Source organism: Janthinobacterium sp. GMG2 (genome assembly GCF_033949445.1).
Taxonomy (GTDB): domain Bacteria; phylum Pseudomonadota; class Gammaproteobacteria; order Burkholderiales; family Burkholderiaceae_D; genus Janthinobacterium; species Janthinobacterium aestuarii.
In genome coordinates this window covers 129,069-147,540 of record NZ_JAXAWA010000006.1, presented here as the reverse complement: position 1 = coordinate 147,540, position 18,472 = coordinate 129,069, and the positions used below count along the sequence as shown (strand labels likewise).

The window sequence follows — 18,472 nt, the reverse complement described above, 5'->3', positions numbered from 1 at the left end:
GCAAGAATGCGAACAGCTGTCGCACTGCGCCGCCAGCATTGGTGGCTGACACTCATTGCTGCTTGCCTGGTCTTGGCTGCGTGCCACCGTTCGGTCCCTGTGAATGGCGAGGATCCAGGCTGGGTAGAGCGGTCCGATACCAGGCATAAAATCGCGGTCGTGTTCGTGCATGGCATCTTTGGCAGCACGCGAGGTACGTGGACGGACGCGCATGGCGAGAGTTTCTTTCGCCTGCTCAAGAATGATGCCACGCTGGGACCGCAAGTCGATACTTATGCCTTCGGTTTCAGCTCCAACATCATGACTGGCGGCTCGCTTGATATCCGCGAGGCAGCCAACAAGCTGCAAAGCTATCTGCAGCCGTCCGGTGTGCTTGACTACCCGGCCATTGTGTTTGTCGGGCACAGCATGGGTGGGCTCGTCATCATGCGCTATCTGGCCAATAATCTGGACAAGGCCCCCGCACTGGCTGAAAAAGTGCCGCTGATCGTTTTGTTCAGTGCGCCGATGGAGGGAGCACAGGTGGCGCAACTGGCAGGGCTGGTGGCGAGCAATCCTGCGCTGTCGAACTTGAGGCCAGTCGACAGCAATGACATGCTCAAGCAGCTTAGCGACGATTGGGCCAGCCTTGCGGCCAAGCCGCGCGTCAGCTGCGCCTATGAAACGGCTGATGTGGGGGGCGTGCGCATCGTGCAGTGGGGAAGCGCGACGCGCGTGTGCGACGGGCGTCCGGTGGCGATCGATAATGCGGATCACATTTCGCTCGTCAAGCCCGATCGGGCTACGCATCCTGCCTACATGTTTCTGTCCGGGCAGTTGACCGAGCATGTGCTGCCGCTGCAGATGAGTGCCCAGCTGGAGCTGCCCGATTTTCAGCGTGACGAGAATAGTTATATTTTCACCTTGGGCGCGCCCGAGGAAAACGTCCGCCTGATGAATACGGGGCGTGCCCACATGAAGTACTGGATCGGGAAAAAGTCCAGCCGTTCCTTGCTGGTTTCGCCTGGCGCAAGTCCGCAGCTGATCAATGGCAACTCCACTGAGTTGCTGACCGTTACGCTGCGCGTCGATGCCGATGAAAACGCCTACGAATTCACCTTAAAAAGCGATTTACCCTCGGAGCAAACGGTACGCGTGCTGGTGCCTGACTTGTCCCGTCTGCGTACGGGCCACCAGCGCAATGCCATCAAGGTGACGACCGGCCTGGCCCAGTACCTGGGCGATCCTGCCAATGCTGAAAAAATCGCGGCATTACAGCATGATCCCGACCAGCTCAATGCGCAACTGGCGGCTGTCGCGCACGCCGCTCTTGGCGAGCCCATCAAGCGCTTGCCCAGCGCCGAGCAATGGCTGCTGACTGCAGACCTGCTGGCCGCCGCCAATCTGAGGAGCATTGCTTCCGCGGCGCTGGCGCAGAGCGCCGGCATCGATGCCTTTTATCTGCAGGCAGAAAAGGAACTGCGCGACAAACTGCTGGCACAAGGCCGCGCGGAGTTGCTGATACGTTCAGATGCCATGGATTGGTCGCATGCGCTTCCGCACGCTGGGCATCCCGATACGCCGCTGCCTGCCGCCCAAGAGGACCAGGCGCCGTCGATGCCGGCCATTCCGGTGTGGCTCGACACGGTTGCTTACCGCGAGTCGTCGCTGCAACTGGTGCGCAACATGGAAAAAGTAGCTTCGTTGCGGCAGGATGCGGCCAGCCTGGAGGTGGCGACCTTGAAAATGTCGGCCGAGGCGGCGACAGCTAAACTCCAGCAAGTAGAACGGCAAGAAAATGCCACGCAGATGCAGATATTCCAGTCTCCTGCCGCCGAAGCAGAGCGTCAGCGGCGCAGCGAAATTGAACGGGAAACACGCAGCAGGGCACAAAGGATAGAAAGGCCGCAGCTGCGTTAAGGTCCGGGCAATATGCCTTTGTAATCAATATGCCTTTGTAATATTTCTGGTTGTTCAATTCCTTTTGCTCATGTCCAGTCGTTATCGTTTGCATACCGCTCGGCAGGTAGTCAGCGGCTGCTACTGGATCGATATCTTATAAATTGTTGATTTGAGCGCAATTATCTTCTGCCAAGCGAAGTATTTTTCGAAACAAAGAAAACTCCGATACTGCATGCCAACATCATTGATCGGAGTTTGCCATGCCCATTGCCTTGCTCGCGCTGACCCTCAGCGCATTTGCCATCGGAACCACCGAGTTTGTTATCGTGGGGCTGTTGCCCACCATCGCCGCCGACCTGGGCGTCAACCTGCCATCGGCTGGCTTGCTGGTCAGCCTGTATGCGCTGGGCGTTGCCGTCGGCGCACCCGTGCTGACTGCCCTGACGGGCAAGATCCCGCGCAAGACCTTGCTGTTGTCGCTGATGGTCTTGTTCACCCTGGGTAACTTGCTGGCGTGGAAGTCGCCCGGCTATGAAACCCTCGTCGTCGCCCGCATCCTGACGGGGCTGGCGCATGGCGTGTTCTTCTCGATCGGCTCGACCATCGCCACGTCATTGGTGCTGAAAGACAAGGCGGCCAGCGCGATTGCCATCATGTTTACGGGCTTGACCGTGGCCCTGGTGACGGGCGTGCCGCTGGGCACCTTCATCGGCCAGCATTTCGGCTGGCGCGAAACCTTCCTTGCCGTCTCGGCCCTCGGCCTGGTGGCGTTCATCGGCAGCCTGCTGTACGTGCCGTCGACCATCGCCCACAGCAAACCGGCTTCCCTGCTGCAGCAAGTGCAGGTGCTGGCCCAGCCGCGTCTGCTGCTCGTGTACGCGATGACGGCCGTCGGCTATGGCGGCTCCTTCATCGCTTTTACCTATCTGGCGCCGATTTTGCAGCAAGTGTCGGGCTTCAGCGCCGGTGCCGTGGGCGTGGTGATGCTTGTGTATGGCGTGTCCGTGGCGTTCGGCAATATCTGGGGCGGCAAGCTGGCTGACAAGAAAGGTCCTGTCAGTGCCCTGAAACTGATCTTCTTGCTGCTGGCGTTTGTTTTGCTGCTGTTGACCTTCACGGCGCCGCATCCGGTGCTGGTCGTCATCACCGTGCTGCTGTGGGGCGCCGTGGCCTTCGGTAACGTGGCCGGTTTGCAAGTGTATGTCGTGCAGCAAGCGGAGCACTTCACGCCCCGCGCCGTCGACGTGGCGTCGGGCCTGAATATCGCCGCTTTCAACCTTGGTATCGCCGGCGGCGCCTGGGGTGGCGGCCTGATCGTCGAACACCTGGGCCTCGTGCACACGGGCTGGATCGGTGCGCTCGTCGTGCTGGGTGCCTTCGGTCTGACAGCCTTGAGCGGCCGGCTGGACCGTTTGAGTCCCATACCTGTGCGTGCCGGCGGTGAAAAGTCGATCCATGCGGTGGGGCACTAGGCTAGCCTGATCTGCCAGTAAGTTTCTGGCAGAAAACACCAAAACGGGCGAGAATGACGTTTACTTTCCTCTTGCCCATATTTCCCATGTCCGATACAGCAATGTCACCGCTGCGCCTGCGCGCCGCCATCAATCCAAAACCGCTGGGCGTCGCGCTTGTGCTCATCGTGCTCGGCGCCTGGTATCTGGCGCAAACCGTCGGCGCCACATTGTCCGCGCTGTACGTGGTGGGCGCCTTGCTCGGCATCACCCTGTATCACGCGGCCTTCGGTTTTACGTCCGCCTGGCGCGTCTTCATCGCCGATGGCCGCGGCGACGGCTTGCGCGCGCAAATGCTGATGCTGGCCGTCGGCGTGGCGCTGTTCTTCCCCGCGCTGTCGGCCGGCACGCTGTTCGGCACGCCCGTCGCTGGCCTCGTTTCTCCGGCCGGTACCTCGGTGATCTTTGGCGCCTTCATCTTCGGCATCGGCATGCAGCTGGGCGGCGGTTGCGCGTCCGGCACCCTGTACACGGTGGGCGGGGGCAGCACGCGCATGCTCATCACCCTGGCCGCCTTCATCGTCGGCTCCGTGATCGGCACGGCGCACATGCCATTCTGGACGTCGCTGCCACAGCTCCAGCCCATTTCCCTCGTGACGACCCTGGGCCTGGCGCCCGCGCTGGCGCTGAACTGGATCGTCTTCGCGCTGATCGCCGGCATCACGGTGCTGGTGGAAAAGCGCCGCCATGGCAAGCTCGTCGCCACGCCCCTGCGCCCGGCACAGGCATCGCCCTGGCTGCACGGCCCCTGGCCGCTGGTGGCGGGTGCCGTCGCTCTCGTCGTGCTGAACTTCGCCACCCTGGCGCTGTCGGGCCGGCCGTGGGGCGTGACGTCCGCGTTTGCGCTGTGGGGCGCGAAAGCCGCGTCCGTGGTCGGCATCGACACGGCCAGCTGGGCTTACTGGTCGACCAAGGCCAACGCGGCCGCGCTGGCCGCGCCGCTGACGCAAGACAAGACATCCGTGATGGACATCGGCATCGTGCTCGGTGCCATGCTGGCCGCGGCGCTGGCCGGCCGCTACGCGCCCGTGTGGCGCATCCCGCGCCGTTCGGTGATCGCCGCCGTCGTCGGTGGCTTGCTGCTCGGCTACGGCGCGCGCCTGGCCTACGGCTGCAATATTGGCGCGTATTTCAGCGGCATCGTCTCGGGCAGCCTGCACGGCTGGCTGTGGCTGGTCTGCGCTTTCCTCGGCAACGTCATCGGCACGCGCTTGCGTCCGTGGTTCGGTCTGGAAGTGGAGCGCGTGAAACGCAGCGGCTGCTGATGCCTGATTGACCGGGGGCATTGCTGTACGCTTTGTTGTATATTGCTGCCCCTGTTCTTTTTTGCCGCCAGCGCAACGCCCATGTCGCCCCTCATCCTGTTTGCCGTCGTCCTCGCATATTTCCTGATCCTGCTGGGCGTAGCGTGGCGCACGTCGCGCCATGCGACCAACGACAGTTTTTTCATCGGCAACAAGGATAGCAACTGGATGCTGGTGGCCTTCGGCATGGTGGGCACGACACTTACGGGTGTGACCTTCATCAGCGTGCCTGGCGCCGTGGGCAGCAACGGTTTCGGCTACATCCAGCTGATGATCGGCTACGTGCTCGGTTACCTGGCCATCACGTTTATTTTGCTGCCGCTGTACTACCGGCTGCAGCTGACCTCCATTTACCGCTACCTGGAATTGCGCCTGGGACGGCGCTCCTACCAGAGCGGGGCGGCGTTTTTCATCGTGTCGCGGTTGCTGGGCGCCACGGCGCGGCTGTATCTGGTGGTCAATATCCTGCAAGCGACCATCCTCGACAGCCTGGGCGTGCCGTTCTGGCTGACGTCGTGCGCCGTGCTGCTGCTGATCCTGCTATACACGTATGAAGGCGGCGTCAAGACCATCGTCTGGACCGACACCCTGCAAACGGCATGCATGCTGGCCGGTCTCGTCATCTGCAGCGTATTTTTATTGCGCGCAATGGACCTGTCCCTTGCCGACAGCCTCGAACACATGCGCGCGCAGGGCCTCACGCGCATCTTCACCGTCGATCCGGACAGCCCCGCCTATGTCTGGAAGCACATCGTGGCCGGCATGTTCATCACGATCGCCATGACGGGCATGGACCAGGAGATGATGCAAAAGAATATCTCCGTGCGGACCTTGCGCGACTCGCAAAAGAACATGCTCAGCCTGACCGTGGTGCTGACGGGCGTGCTGCTGCTGTTCCTGTTCCTCGGCGGCTTGCTGCACCTGTACGCGCCGCTGGCCGGCGTGACGGCCACGGGCGACAAATTATTCCCCGCCGTCGTGCTCGGGCATTTCCCTGCCGTGGTGCAGCTGATCTTCTTTATCGCCCTCATTTCCGCGCTGTTTCCCAGCGTGGACGGGGCGCTGACGGCGCTCACATCCACCTTCTGCATCGATATCCTCGGCGTGCAGAGGCGGGCGGACCTGAATCCGGCCGCGCAGATGCGCTGGCGCCGCCGTGTCCACCTGGGGTTTGCCGCGCTGTTCCTGATCCTGATCATGGCCTTCAAGTGGCTGGACGATCCCAGCATGATAGGCGTGATCCTCAAGCTGGCCAGTTATACCTATGGTCCGCTGCTGGGCCTGTTCGCCTTCGGCTTGCTGAGCCGGCGCGGCGTGCGCGACCGCTGGGTGCCGCTGGTGGCCGTGGCCGGGCCGCTGCTGTGCGCGCTGGTCGAGCGGGAGCAAACGATGCTGTTCCAACATTACCGCATCGGCCTGGAATTGCTGATCCTGAATGGCGCCCTGGTGCTGGGCGGCCTGTTCCTCATTTCGACGCCGCCAGGGCAGGCCATCAAAGGCGCGACACACTTGTCAAAATAAGACGATTCCGCCCGTTTTCAGTTATATTGATTTCCTTTAGGTACACAACCTCACGGAGCATCAATGTCACTCAACCCCTTCCCGCCGCTGCGCCGCGGTTTTGGCGCATTCTGGCGCGCGCTCGACGCCACCCGCCGCGCGGTCATCAATCTGATCTTCCTGCTGATCGTCATCGCCATCCTGATCGCCATCTTCGGCGGCGGCGCCAAGCCCCTGGCGGAAAAGACCACCCTGGTGCTGGACTTGCAAGGCCCGCTCGTGGAGGAAACCCCGGGCGGCGTGCGCGAGGCCGTGCTGGCCAATGTCAGCGGCGAAGTCAAGAAGACGGTGCAGCTGCGCGATGTGCTGGCGGTGCTCGACACGGCTTCCAAGGACAAGGACATCGGCTCGATGGTGATCCTGCTCGACGAATTGCAGGGCGGCGGCCTTGCTTCGCTGCGCGAAGTGGCGGCAGGCGTGGAACGCTTCCGCGCCACGGGCAAGAAAGTCACGGCCTGGGGTTCGAGCTACAACCAGCGCCAGTACCTGGTGGCGGCCAAGGCCGACGAGGTATTCCTGCACCCGATGGGCGGCGTCATGCTGGAAGGCTTTGGCCGCTACCGCAATTACTACCGCGACGCGCTCGACAAGGTGGGCGTGACGGTCAACCTGCTGAAAGTGGGCACGTACAAGAGCGCGGCCGAGCCTTTCATCGCCAACGGCCCGTCCGAAGCGGCGGCCGAAGCGGACCGTTACCTGAACAACGGCCTGTGGACCACCTACACGACGGACGTGGAAAAGGCGCGCAAGCTGCCGGCCGGCGCCATCATGCAAACGATCGATAACCTGCCCGCCATGATGACGGCTGCCGGTGGCGACATTGCCAAGCTGTCGCTCGATGGCAAGCTGGTCGACGGTCTGAAAACGCGCGATGAACTGCGCCAGTTCATGATGGCGCGCGGCGCGAAGAACACGGAAGGCACGAACTTCCGCCAGGTGAACTACACCGATTACCTGGCGCGCCTGCGCCCCGTGCATGTCGGCGACGCCGTCGGCGTGGTCATCGCCTCCGGCGAAATCGGCGACGGCATCGCGCCACCGGGCGCCATCGGCGGCCTGTCCACCTCGCGCCTGATTCGCCAGGCACGCGAAGACAAATCGATCAAGGCCATCGTGCTGCGCGTCGATTCGCCGGGCGGCAGCGCCTTCGGCTCGGAACTGATCCGCCGCGAACTGGAACTGACGCGCGCCGCCGGCAAGCCGGTGGTCGTCTCGATGGGCAACGTGGCTGCTTCGGGCGGCTACTGGATCAGCACCTCGGCCGATGAAGTGATCGCCGACGCGGCCACCATCACCGGCTCCATCGGCGTGTTCGCGATTCTGCCGACGGCCGACAAGGTGGTGGAAAAGCTGGGCATCCACACGGCCGGCTCGCCGACCACCTGGCTGGCCGACGCGGGCAACCCATTGCGTCCGCTCGATCCCCGCTTTGCGCAAGTGATCCAGGGCTCGATCAACCACGTGTATGGCGACTTCCTGAACCTGGCCGCCAAGGCGCGCAAGACGACACCCGAGAAAATCAATGAGGTGGCGCAGGGACGCGTCTGGACGGGCTTGCAGGCGAAAGAGCGCAACCTGGTCGACCGCATCGGCAGCTATGGCGATGCGCTGGCCTCGGCGGCCAAGCGCGCCAAGCTGGGCACCGACTACCGCGTGACCTACCTGGAGCAGGAAACGTCGAACGTGGACCGTTTGATCGGCATGTTCGGCTCCAAGGCCATGGCTTCGCTGGGGCTGGGCGAGCACGTGAAGCTGGGCCTGGCCACGACCGGCTTGCCGGCCGACGCGGCGCTGGGCATGGCGCAGGACCTCTCCTGGCTGTCCGGCATCACGCGCGAACATAAACCGTTCATGGCCCTCACGCACTGCCTGTGCGAGGTGCCGTTAGGCGGCAAGTAATCGCAGTAGTGATATGACCTCAAGCCGGCTTCGCCCGGCTTGTTTTCCTTGAGGAGCAGACTATGCCAAGCGATATGAATGCAGACACCGACAACGCGATCACCATCCGCCCTTGCGCCAAGGGCGACGAACATGCGCTGGCGCTGGTGGGGCAGGCCACTTTTCTTGAAGCGTTCGCCGGCATCCTCGATGGCGCCGACGTCATCGCCCATTGCCAGCGCCAGCACGACGTGCAGCTGTACCGCGACTGGCTGGCGCTGCCGGCCATGCGGCTGTGGCTGGCCGAGGCCACGCCGGGCGGCGCGCCCGTCGGCTACCTGGTGCTCAGTCCCGCCGGCTTGCCGGTGGCCGACCCGCGCCCGAACGACCTGGAAATCAAGCGCATCTACCTGCTGCACCGCTTCCAGGGCCAGCGCGTGGGCCAGCGTTTGATGCAGGCGGCCGTGGAGCAGGCGCGCGCCAGCGGGGCGGGGCGCGTGCTGCTGGGCGTGTACGCGGAAAACCACGATGCGCTGGCGTTCTATGCACGCTGCGGCTTTGCGCAACTGGGAAGGCGCACCTTCCGCGTGGGCCGCACCGATTACCAGGACGTCATCCTCGGCATGACCTTGTAAATCCACGTAAAGAATCGCCGCTGTCTCCCGTCGCCTGGGCACCCGCGCGGCGCCAGGTCAAGCCGGCTGACCGGAGATTTGTAGCGAGTTTGTATCTGCATGCGAGTCGCCCGCGCCACGTGCTCGCGGGGGCGCGGCGCCCCGCAAGCCTGATTTTTCCACCATTCCCCCACAGTGGCGGCCCGCCTGCCAGCCCGTCTGATCCTCCCATGCCTGGCTGGCTGTGTGTAATTGTTTCAGGTAGAAATGAAACAGTTACATGACTATGCTAGAGTCGTTTCACGCTAGGGAGCGATGTTTTTTCAGCTGATTTTCAGCTCTTGACTCCCCCGGCTTTGTACTGAGACAACCCCGAAAAACGGTCGTCCGGCCTGAGTGTGTTCCACCTCGGCCGGCGCCACAGACTCGCCGTGCCAGCGGCCTAGACAAGGATAAGCGATGGATTCGCAGACAACACCCAACACCCCACGGCGCAGCCGCCGTTCGAAAATCGTCGGCACGGTCATCGCGCTGGCCGTGATGGCGGCGCTGGGGGGCGGTGCCTGGTACCTGACCCATTCGGGCACCAGCGCCCAGGGCGGCCCGGGCATGGGCGCTGGCGGTCCTGGCGGGCCAGGTGGCCCGGGCGGGCGCCGCGGCGGCCCTTCGACCACCGTGGGCGTGGCCACGGCCGTCAAATCCGACCTGCCCGTGGTGCTCGATGCGCTGGGCACGGTGACGGCCGCGTCCACCGTGACGGTGCGCCCGCAAGTGTCGGGCATTTTGACGGAATTGAAATTCAAGGAAGGCGGCATGGTCAAGGCGGGCCAGGTGGTGGCGCAGATCGACCCGGCCCAGTTCGAGATGGCGCTGATGCAGGCCACGGGCCAGCGCCAGCGCGATGAGGCGCAGCTGGAAAATGCACGCCTGACCCTGAAACGCTATCAGACTTTGCTGGGCCAGGATTCCATCGCGCGCCAGGACGTCGATACGCAGGCCGCCCTGGTGAAACAGCTGGAAGGCACGGTCATGACGGACCGCGCGTCCGAAGGCACGGCCAGGCTGAACCTCGGCTACACCAAGGTGGTGTCGCCGATCAGCGGCCGCGCGGGCCTGAAGGTGGTCGATATCGGCAATTTGGTCAGCACCAGCGACACGGGCGGCGTGGTGGTGGTGACGCAGCTCTCGCCCATCGACGTCGAGTTCTCCGTGCCGCAGGATAAAGTGCAGACTATCCAGGAGCGCCTGAATGGCGGCGCGGCCCTGGCGGCGCTGGCGCTGGACCGCACGCGCACGCATACCCTGGACAAGGGCAGCTTGACGGCGCTCGACAACCAGGTCGATGTGCAGACGGGCACCGTGCGCGCCAAGGCCCGCTACACGAATGACAAGATGGCGCTGTTCCCCAGCCAGTTCGTCAACGTGCGCCTGGAGCTGGGCAATATCACGGGCGCCGTGCTGGTGCCCGTGACGGCCCTGCGCCACAGTAACAACGGCGACTTCGTCTACGTGCTGAAAGCGGATAAAACCGTCACCGTGCGCATGGTCACGCGGGGCCAGGCCACCACCGACATGGTGGAAATCCGCGCCGGCCTGGAAGCGGGAGAGCAAGTCATCACGGAAGGCGCCGACCGCCTGAAGGAAGGCGCGAAAGTCACCCTGGCGGGCGACAAGCCGGCCATGGGCGGCGCCGGTGGCGCCGGAGCGAATGGCGAACGCCGCCACCGCCGCCAGCACGCTGACGGCGCGGCCAGCGCACCAGCCGCATCGGCTGCAGCATCGGCGCCGGCGCCGGCGACCGCTCCCGCTAAGGGCGCAGCGCAATGAGTCCATCGACGCCATTCATCAAGCGCCCCGTCGCCACGGCGCTGCTGATGCTGGCCATCGTGCTGGCGGGGCTGGTCGGCTTCAAGTTCCTGCCGCTGGCCGCCTTGCCGCAGGTGGACTTCCCCACCATCCAGGTGCAGACCCTGTATCCGGGGGCCAGTCCCGAAGTCATGGGGCAGACCGTGACGGCGCCGCTGGAGCGACAGTTCGGGCAGATGTCGGGCTTGCAGCGCATGAGCTCCACCAGCGCGGCCGGCGTGTCCATCATCACCCTGCAATTCACCCTGGGCCAGACCCTGGACGTGGCGGAGCAGGAAGTGCAGGCGGCCATCAACGCGGGCGGCTCGCTGCTGCCGACCGACTTGCCGGCGCCGCCCGTGTACGCGAAGATCAACCCGGCCGACGCGCCCGTGCTGACCCTGGCCATCACGTCGGATACGATGCCGCTGACGCAGGTGCAGAACATCGTCAACACGCGCCTGGCGCTCAAGATCAGCCAGGTCAACGGCGTGGGCCTCGTCTCGCTGTCGGGCGGCCAGCGTCCGGCCGTGCGCATCCAGGGCGACACCAAGTTGCTGGCCTCGTACGGCCTGGGTCTCGACAGCCTGCGCACGGCCATCGCGGCGGCCAACGTCAATAGCGCCAAGGGCAGTTTCGACGGGCCCACGCGCTCATTCACCATCAACGCCAACGACCAGCTGGTCACGGCGGAAGACTACAAGCGCCTGATCATCACCTATAAAAACGGCGCGCCCGTGCGCCTGTCCGACGTGGCCAATGTTGTCGACAGCGCGGAAAACACGCGCCTGGGCGCCTGGTCGGGCAAGCAGCCGGCCATCATCCTGAACGTGCAGCGCCAGCCCGGCGCCAACGTCATCAAGACGGTCGACGCCATCAAGGCCTTGCTGCCCGACCTGCAGGCCAGTCTGCCGGCGGCCATGAAGCTCGACGTGCTGAGCGACCGCACGACGGGCATCCGCGCCTCGGTCGAACACGTGGAAATGGAACTGCTGTTGTCCGTGCTGCTGGTGGTGCTGGTGATCTTCGCCTTTTTGCACAGCATGCGCGCCACGGTGATCGCCAGCCTGTCCGTGCCGATCTCGCTGATCGGCGCCTGCGGCGTCATGTATCTGCTCGGCTACAGCCTGAACAACCTCTCCTTGATGGCGCTGACCATCGCCACGGGCTTTGTCGTCGATGACGCCATCGTCATGATCGAAAACATCGCCCGCTACATCGAGGAGGGCGAAACGCCGATGGCGGCCGCCCTGAAGGGCGCGTCGCAGATCGGCTTTACCATCATCTCGCTGACGGTGTCCCTGATCGCCGTGCTGATTCCCCTGCTGTTCATGGGCGACGTGGTGGGCCGCTTGTTCCGCGAATTTGCCATGACCCTGGCCATCACGATCCTGATTTCCGCCGTGGTCTCGCTGACCCTGGTGCCGATGATGTCGGCGCGCTGGCTGAAAAGCCACGCCGATGAAAAAATCAGCGCCACGGGCCAGCGCATCCAGGCCTTCCTCGACCGTGTGATCGTGCAGTACGACCATGCGCTCGTGTGGGTGCTGAAACGCCAGGGACTGACCTTGCTCGTGGCGCTGGCCACCCTGGTGCTGACCGTCATCCTCTACATCACCATCCCGAAAGGCCTGTTCCCCACGCAGGACACGGGCCAGCTGCAGGCGCGCATCGAAACCTCGCAAGCCGTCTCGTACGAGCGCATGGCCACCTTGCAGCAGGCGGCCGCCAGCGCGCTGCTGGAAGACCCCGCTGTCGATACCCTGAGCTCCCTCGTCGGCGTCGATGCGGCCAACAACACCATGCTGCATACGGGCAGCATGCTGATCAACCTCAAGCGTCCGCGCAGCGGCAGCCAGGACGAGGTCATGGAGCGCCTGCGCAACCGCGTGGCCAAGGTGGCTGGCGTGACCCTGTATCTGCAGCCGACGCAGGATCTGACCATCGATGCGGAATCGGGCCCGACGCAGTACCGCGTCTCGCTCGAAGGGGCCGACACGGCCACCGTCACCGAGTGGGCCGGCAAGCTGGCCGCGCGCATGCGTGAAAAATCGCAGCTGCGCAACGTCGTCACGGATGCGGGCGCCACGGGCGCCGCCGTCACCGTGGCGATTGACCGCGACAGCGCCGCGCGCATGTCCGTCACCACGGCCACCGTCGACGACGCGCTGTACAACGCTTTCGGCCAGCGCATCATTTCGACGATTTTCACGGAAACCAACCAGTACCGCGTGATCCTCGAAGCACAGCCGGGCATCGTCACCACGCCGTCCGACCTGTCGGACCTGCAGGTGCGCACGGGTTCCGGCAAGTCGACGCCGCTGTCCGCCTTTGCCAGCGTCAGCGAAAAACAGGCGCCTCTGCAAATCACGCACGTGGCGCAATACCCGGCCACGACCCTCGGTTTCGACACGACGCAGGGCGTGGCGCTGGGCAGCGCCGTCGACGCCATCCGCCAGGCGGCGAAAGACATCGCCTTGCCGCCATCTGTGACCTTGACCTTCCTCGGCGCGGCCGGCGCGTATGAAAACTCGCTGTCGAACCAGCTGTGGCTCATTCTCGCCGCCGTCGTTTGCGTGTACATCGTGCTCGGCGTGCTGTACGAAAGCTACATCCACCCGCTGACGATTCTGTCGACCCTGCCGTCGGCCGGCGTGGGCGCCTTGCTGGCGCTGATGATCTCGGGGCAGGACCTGGGCGTGATCGGCATCATCGGCATCATCCTCCTGATCGGCATCGTCAAGAAGAACGCCATCATGATGATCGACTTCGCCATCGAGGCCGAACGCGATGAAGGCAAGAGTCCGCAGGAAGCCATCCACCAGGCGGCCCTGCTGCGCTTCCGTCCCATCCTGATGACGACCCTGGCGGCGCTGTTCGCGGCCGTGCCGCTGATGCTGGGCTGGGGCGAGGGCGCCGAGTTGCGCCGTCCGCTGGGTCTGGCCATCTTCGGCGGCCTGATCGTCAGCCAGGTGCTGACCTTGTTTACCACGCCCGTCATCTACCTGGGCTTCGACCGCCTGGGCCAGCGCTTCGCCTCCAGAACGCGGGGCGTCAACCTGGACAAGCCGGCCGATAACGCGGGGAGCGCCGCGTGAACCTGTCCGAACCGTTCGTCAAGCGTCCCATCGCCACCGTGCTGCTGACCATCGGCATCGCGCTGGCCGGTGTCGGCGCCTTCTTCGTGCTGCCCGTCTCGCCGCTGCCGCAGGTCGATTATCCGACCATTTCCGTCAGCGCCAGCCTGCCCGGCGCCAGCCCAGCGACCATGGCCACGTCGGTGGCCACGCCGCTGGAACGGCGCCTCGGCGTGATCTCGGGCGTGAACGAGATGACGTCGTCGTCGGGCACGGGCTCGGCGCGTATCAACCTGCAGTTCGACCTGAACCGCAAGATCGATTCGGCCGCGCGCGAAGTGCAGGCGGCGATTGCCGCCGCGCGCGTGGACTTGCCGGCTACCTTGCGCAGCAATCCCACCTACCGCAAGGCCAATCCATCCGACGCGCCCGTGATCATCCTGGCGCTGACGTCGAAAACGCGCACGCCGGGCCAGATCTACGACGCCGTGTCGAACCTGGTGCAGCAAAAGGTGGCGCAGGTGAAAGGCGTGGGCGACGTGGAGCTGGGTGGCGGTTCGCTGCCGGCCGTGCGCGTGGAACTGCTGCCCTACCAACTCAATCACTACAGCGTGTCGATGGAAGACGTGCGCGCGGCCATCCAGGCCAGCAACGCCAACCGCCCCAAGGGCGCCATCTCCGGCGACGAGCGCAGCTTGCAGATCTATTCGGGCGCGGCGACGGCTTCGGGCGGGCGCAGCGCCGCCGATTACCGCAGCCTGGTCGTGGCCTGGCGCGACGGCGCCGCCATCCGCCTCGACGACGTGGCCGAAGTGGTCGACGGCGTGGAGAACAACAATACCCTGGGACTGTTCAACGGCGACCCGGCCGTCATCGTGCTGATCACGCGCCAGCCGGGCGCCAACGTCATCGCCACGGTCGACGGCGTGCGCGCGCTGCTGCCGCAATTGCAGGCGCAGCTGCCCGGCGACATCAAGCTGCAGGTGGCGTCCGACAGCACCAATTCCATCCGCTCGTCGCTGCACGAGATCGAGTTCACCCTGATCCTGTCCATCGTGCTCGTCGTGCTGGTGGTCAGCGCCTTCCTGCGCAGCGTGCGCGCCACCATCATCCCGGCTGTCGCCACCATCGTCTCGCTCTTGGGCACCTTCGGCGTGATGTACATGCTGGGCTTCAGTTTGAACAACCTGTCCCTGATGGCGCTGACGGTGGCCACGGGCTTTGTCGTCGACGACGCCATCGTGGTGCTGGAAAACACGCAGCGCCACATCGAGGCGGGCATGGACCGCTTCAAGGCGGCCCTGCTGGGCGCGCGCGAAGTGGGCTTTACCGTGCTGTCGATCAGCCTGTCCCTGGTGGCCGTCTTCATCCCGCTGCTGTTCATGGGCGGGCAGGTGGGGCGGCTGTTCCGCGAATTCGCCGTGACCCTGTCTGCCGCCGTGATGATTTCGCTGGTCATCTCGCTGACCACCACGCCGATGATGTGCGCCTGGCTGCTGAAAAGCGGCGAGCAGCACAAGCCGCCCGGCCTTGTCGCGCGCTGGTTCGAACGGGGGTTCGAGCGCATGCTGAAAGTGTATGAACACTGCCTGGACTGGGCCTTGTCGAGCGCCGCGCTCGTGATGACCATCCTCGTGTTCGTCGTCGGCTTGAACGTGTACCTGTTCGCGGCCGCGCCCAAGGGCTTTTTCCCGCAGCAGGATACGGGCCAGATCAATGGCGGCATGCGCGCCGACCAGAGCATCTCGTTCCAGGCCATGCAAGGTAAATTGCGCCAGCTGGTCGACATCATCAAGGACGACCCGGCCGTCGCCACCGTCGTGGGATTCACTGGCGGCGGCAGGGCAGGGGGCGGCTTCATGTTCATCGACCTGAAACCCGCGTCGCAGCGCACGGACAAGGGGCAGGCCGTCATCGCCCGTTTGCGTCCGCAGCTGGCCAAGGTGACGGGCATTTCGCTGTTCCTCAATCCCGTGCAGGATTTGCGCATGGGCGGACGCTCGAGCAATTCAACCTACCAGTACACGCTGATCAGCGACAACCAGGCGGACCTGAAGAAATGGGCGGCGAAACTGGCCGACCAGATGAAGCTGCAGCCGGCCCTGATCGACGTCGACACGGACCAGGCGGAAAACGGCGTGGAAACCTTTGTCTCCATCGACAAGGACCGCGCCACGCAGCTGGGCGTGCAGGTGCGCGACATCGACAATGCGCTGTACAACAGCTTCGGCCAGCGCCAGGTGGCGACCATCTACGATGAGCTGAACCAGTACCACGTGATCATGGAAGTGGCGCCGCGCTATGCGCAAAGCCCCGAAGCGCTGCGCTCCGTGTACGTGCCGGCGTCGAATGCGGCCGCCGTTGCCGCCACCGGCACGACGGCGACGACGACCACCAGCGTTGCCACGACCACGTCCAACACGACGGCGGCGCGCGACCCGTCCAGCGGCTCGGCCCTGTCCACGACCCTGGCGCACATGGTGCCGCTGTCCTCGTTCAGCAGCTTTGCCGAAAGCTCGACGGCCACGTCGATCAACCACCAGGGCGGCGAACTGGCCACCACCGTGTCGTTCAACCTGGCCGACGGCTATCCGCTCAGCGACGGGCAGGCCGCCGTGGCCCAGGCGGAGTCGGAAATCGGTATGCCCGTGAATGTGCGCGGCAGCTTCCAGGGTTCGGCCAAGAGCGCGCAGGACAGCAACAAGGAGCAGCCGCTGTTGATCCTGGCGGCCATCGTGGTGATCTACATCGTGCTGGGCATCCTGTACGAAAGCCTGATCCACCCGGTCACCGTGCTGTCGACCTTGCCGTCGGCAGGGGTGGGTGCCGTGCTGGCATTGCTGCTGTTCCGCATGGAGTTTTCCATCATCGCCCTGATCGGCGTATTCCTGTTGATCGGTATCGTCAAGAAAAATGCTATATTGATCATCGACTTCGCGCTGGAGGCCGAGCGTTCGCGCGGCTTGAGTGCGGTGGAGGCGGTGCGCGAGGCATGTTTGCTGCGTTTCCGCCCCATTCTGATGACCACCCTCGCGGCGGCGCTTGGCGCCTTGCCGCTGGCGATCGGTTTCGGCGAGGGGTCGGAGCTACGCCAGCCCTTGGGGGTCGCCATCATCGGCGGCCTGATTGCCAGCCAGTTACTCACATTGCTGACCACCCCGGTGGTCTACATCCTGCTCGACAAACTGCGCACGCGCAGCGCCGACGAGCAGCAATTGAGCCGCATTCCTGGGCCAGATAACCCGAGCACACAATCATGAAGCAAGTAAAACCTATTCCATCCGCCGTCCCCGCACGCCACTTGCTGGCGCTGGCGGCTGCTGTTCTGCTGGCCGGCTGCGCCGTCAGCCCCGCGTATGAAACGCCGGCGGCCGCCGCGCCGCAAACGTTCAAGGAGGCGGCCGGCTGGCAGCCTGCCGTACCGGCCGACACCCTGGAACGGGGTCCCTGGTGGACCCTGTTCGGCGACGCGCAGCTGAACCAGCTGGCCGAGGGCATCGACATATCGAACCAGAACGTGGCGGCCGCCATCGCCTCCTACGAGCAGGCGCGCGCGCTGGTGCGCGAACAGCGCGCCTCGCTGTTCCCCACGGTAAACCTGACGGGCAGCGGCGCCCGCTCCGGTGGCGGGGGCGAGCAGCAGACGAACAACAATTTCAAGGCCGCCATCGGCGCGTCGTGGGAACCGGATATCTGGGGCCGCTTGCGCGCGGGCGTGACGGGCGCTGACGCCAGTGCGGCGGCCAGCGCAGCCGACCTGGCCGCGGCGCGCCTGTCGGCGCAGGGCGAACTGGCCACCAATTATTTTTCGCTGCGCCAGAGCGATGCGCAGATCGCGCTGCTCAATGCCACGATCGACGGCTACAAGCGCGTGCTCGAGATCACCAGCAACCGCTTCAACTCGGGCATCGCCGCCAAGTCCGACCTGCTGCAGGCGCAGACGCAGCTGGCCAATGCGCAGATCGATTTGTCGAGCCAGACGCGTGCGCGCGCCCAGCTCGAACATGCGATCGCCATCCTGCTGGGGAAGGCGCCATCCGACTTCAGCCTGGCCGTGGCGCCGTGGACCCTGACCGTGCCCGAGGTGCCGCTGGGCGTGCCGTCGACCCTGCTGCAGCGCCGTCCCGACATCGCCGCCGCCGAGCGCCGGGTGGCCGTGGCTAACGAGCAGATCGGCATCGCCCGCTCGGCCTACTATCCGAGCCTGAACCTGACGGGATCGTACGGCTCCGGCGCCAGCAAAGTGGGCGACCTGTTCAACGCATCGTCGAGCCTGTGGTCCTTGGGCGTGTCGGCCGCGCAAACGCTGTTCAACGCGGGCGCCACGACGGCCAGCGTTGATGCTGCCAAGGCGGGGCATGAGGCGGCCGTGGCGCGCTACCGCCAGACGGTATTGACTGCCTTTGGCGCCGTGGAAGACCAGTTGTCGGCCACGCGTGCGCTGGCCGAGCAGCTGGCCTTGCGCCAGCAGGCGTCGTCGGCCGCCGACCAGGTCGAGCAGCAGATGCTGAACCGCTACAACGCGGGCCAGGTCGGCTACACGGACGTGGTGACGGCGCAGGTGACGGCCCTGTCGGCGCGCCGTTCGCTGGTGCAGGCGCAGGCGGACCGCCAGACGACGGCCGTGGCCCTGATCCAGTCGCTGGGCGGCGGCTGGCATGCGCCGCAGGCGCAGTAAGGGGAGTAGCAGGGCAGCTGCCTGGCGCAGGCAAAACCCCTGCGCCAAATTCGCGTTTTCCTGCGCATCTTGAGTGCTAGAATGCAAGATTATCAATTTTCAGCCTGACGCTTTGGCCGTGGCT

At 64.8% G+C, this 18,472-nt stretch carries 10 protein-coding genes; all 10 read left to right on the top strand.

All coding sequences use genetic code 11. The features are described from left to right. Positions 1 to 6: 6 nt before the first annotated feature. Positions 7 to 1,899, top strand: coding sequence for an alpha/beta fold hydrolase (locus SKZ59_RS21120; RefSeq protein ID WP_319992862.1), 1,893 nt, complete (start codon positions 7 to 9; stop codon positions 1,897 to 1,899). A gap of 242 nt (positions 1,900 to 2,141) precedes the next feature. Beyond that, a complete protein-coding gene (locus tag SKZ59_RS21115; RefSeq protein ID WP_319992861.1) occupies positions 2,142 to 3,353 on the top strand; it encodes an MFS transporter in 1,212 nt (403 codons plus the stop codon). An 86-nt stretch (positions 3,354 to 3,439) separates the two neighbouring features. Further along, a complete protein-coding gene (locus SKZ59_RS21110) occupies positions 3,440 to 4,657 on the top strand; it encodes a YeeE/YedE family protein (protein ID WP_219327381.1) in 1,218 nt (405 codons plus the stop codon). Positions 4,658 to 4,738: 81 nt separating this feature from the next. Beyond that, entirely contained in the window at positions 4,739 to 6,217 is a 1,479-nt protein-coding gene (locus tag SKZ59_RS21105; RefSeq protein WP_319992860.1) for a sodium:solute symporter, read from the top strand. Positions 6,218 to 6,280: 63 nt separating this feature from the next. After that, positions 6,281 to 8,155, top strand: coding sequence for a signal peptide peptidase SppA (gene sppA, locus SKZ59_RS21100; protein WP_070302140.1), 1,875 nt, complete (start codon positions 6,281 to 6,283; stop codon positions 8,153 to 8,155). 74 nt (positions 8,156 to 8,229) lie between these two features. Continuing rightward, positions 8,230 to 8,769: a GNAT family N-acetyltransferase gene (locus SKZ59_RS21095; protein ID WP_319992859.1), complete on the top strand. Its 540-nt coding sequence runs from the start codon at positions 8,230 to 8,232 to the stop codon at positions 8,767 to 8,769. Positions 8,770 to 9,207: 438 nt separating this feature from the next. Further along, positions 9,208 to 10,575: an efflux RND transporter periplasmic adaptor subunit gene (locus SKZ59_RS21090; protein WP_319992858.1), complete on the top strand. Its 1,368-nt coding sequence runs from the start codon at positions 9,208 to 9,210 to the stop codon at positions 10,573 to 10,575. Next, positions 10,572 to 13,691 (top strand): efflux RND transporter permease subunit, encoded by a 3,120-nt coding sequence (locus SKZ59_RS21085; protein ID WP_070302136.1) that lies wholly within the window; start codon positions 10,572 to 10,574, stop codon positions 13,689 to 13,691. The genes SKZ59_RS21090 and SKZ59_RS21085 overlap by 4 nt, the downstream gene beginning before the upstream one ends. After that, the gene (locus tag SKZ59_RS21080; RefSeq protein WP_319992857.1) at positions 13,688 to 16,930 is read left to right on the top strand and encodes an efflux RND transporter permease subunit; all 3,243 of its coding nucleotides are present in this window, start codon (positions 13,688 to 13,690) and stop codon (positions 16,928 to 16,930) included. The genes SKZ59_RS21085 and SKZ59_RS21080 overlap by 4 nt, the downstream gene beginning before the upstream one ends. Continuing rightward, positions 16,927 to 18,348 (top strand): efflux transporter outer membrane subunit, encoded by a 1,422-nt coding sequence (locus SKZ59_RS21075; protein WP_319992856.1) that lies wholly within the window; start codon positions 16,927 to 16,929, stop codon positions 18,346 to 18,348. The genes SKZ59_RS21080 and SKZ59_RS21075 overlap by 4 nt, the downstream gene beginning before the upstream one ends. Positions 18,349 to 18,472 lie beyond the last annotated feature (124 nt).

What these genes read in the sequence shown, in the direction of transcription:
- SKZ59_RS21090 (WP_319992858.1), top strand. Translation starts at nt 9,208, where the DNA reads ATGGATTCGCAGACAACACCCAACACCCCACGGCGCAGCCGCCGTTCG.
- SKZ59_RS21115 (WP_319992861.1), top strand. Translation starts at nt 2,142, where the DNA reads ATGCCCATTGCCTTGCTCGCGCTGACCCTCAGCGCATTTGCCATCGGA.
- SKZ59_RS21095 (WP_319992859.1), top strand. Translation starts at nt 8,230, where the DNA reads ATGAATGCAGACACCGACAACGCGATCACCATCCGCCCTTGCGCCAAG.
- sppA (WP_070302140.1), top strand. Translation starts at nt 6,281, where the DNA reads ATGTCACTCAACCCCTTCCCGCCGCTGCGCCGCGGTTTTGGCGCATTC.
- SKZ59_RS21120 (WP_319992862.1), top strand. Translation starts at nt 7, where the DNA reads ATGCGAACAGCTGTCGCACTGCGCCGCCAGCATTGGTGGCTGACACTC.
- SKZ59_RS21075 (WP_319992856.1), top strand. Translation starts at nt 16,927, where the DNA reads ATGAAGCAAGTAAAACCTATTCCATCCGCCGTCCCCGCACGCCACTTG.
- SKZ59_RS21110 (WP_219327381.1), top strand. Translation starts at nt 3,440, where the DNA reads ATGTCCGATACAGCAATGTCACCGCTGCGCCTGCGCGCCGCCATCAAT.
- SKZ59_RS21105 (WP_319992860.1), top strand. Translation starts at nt 4,739, where the DNA reads ATGTCGCCCCTCATCCTGTTTGCCGTCGTCCTCGCATATTTCCTGATC.
- SKZ59_RS21085 (WP_070302136.1), top strand. Translation starts at nt 10,572, where the DNA reads ATGAGTCCATCGACGCCATTCATCAAGCGCCCCGTCGCCACGGCGCTG.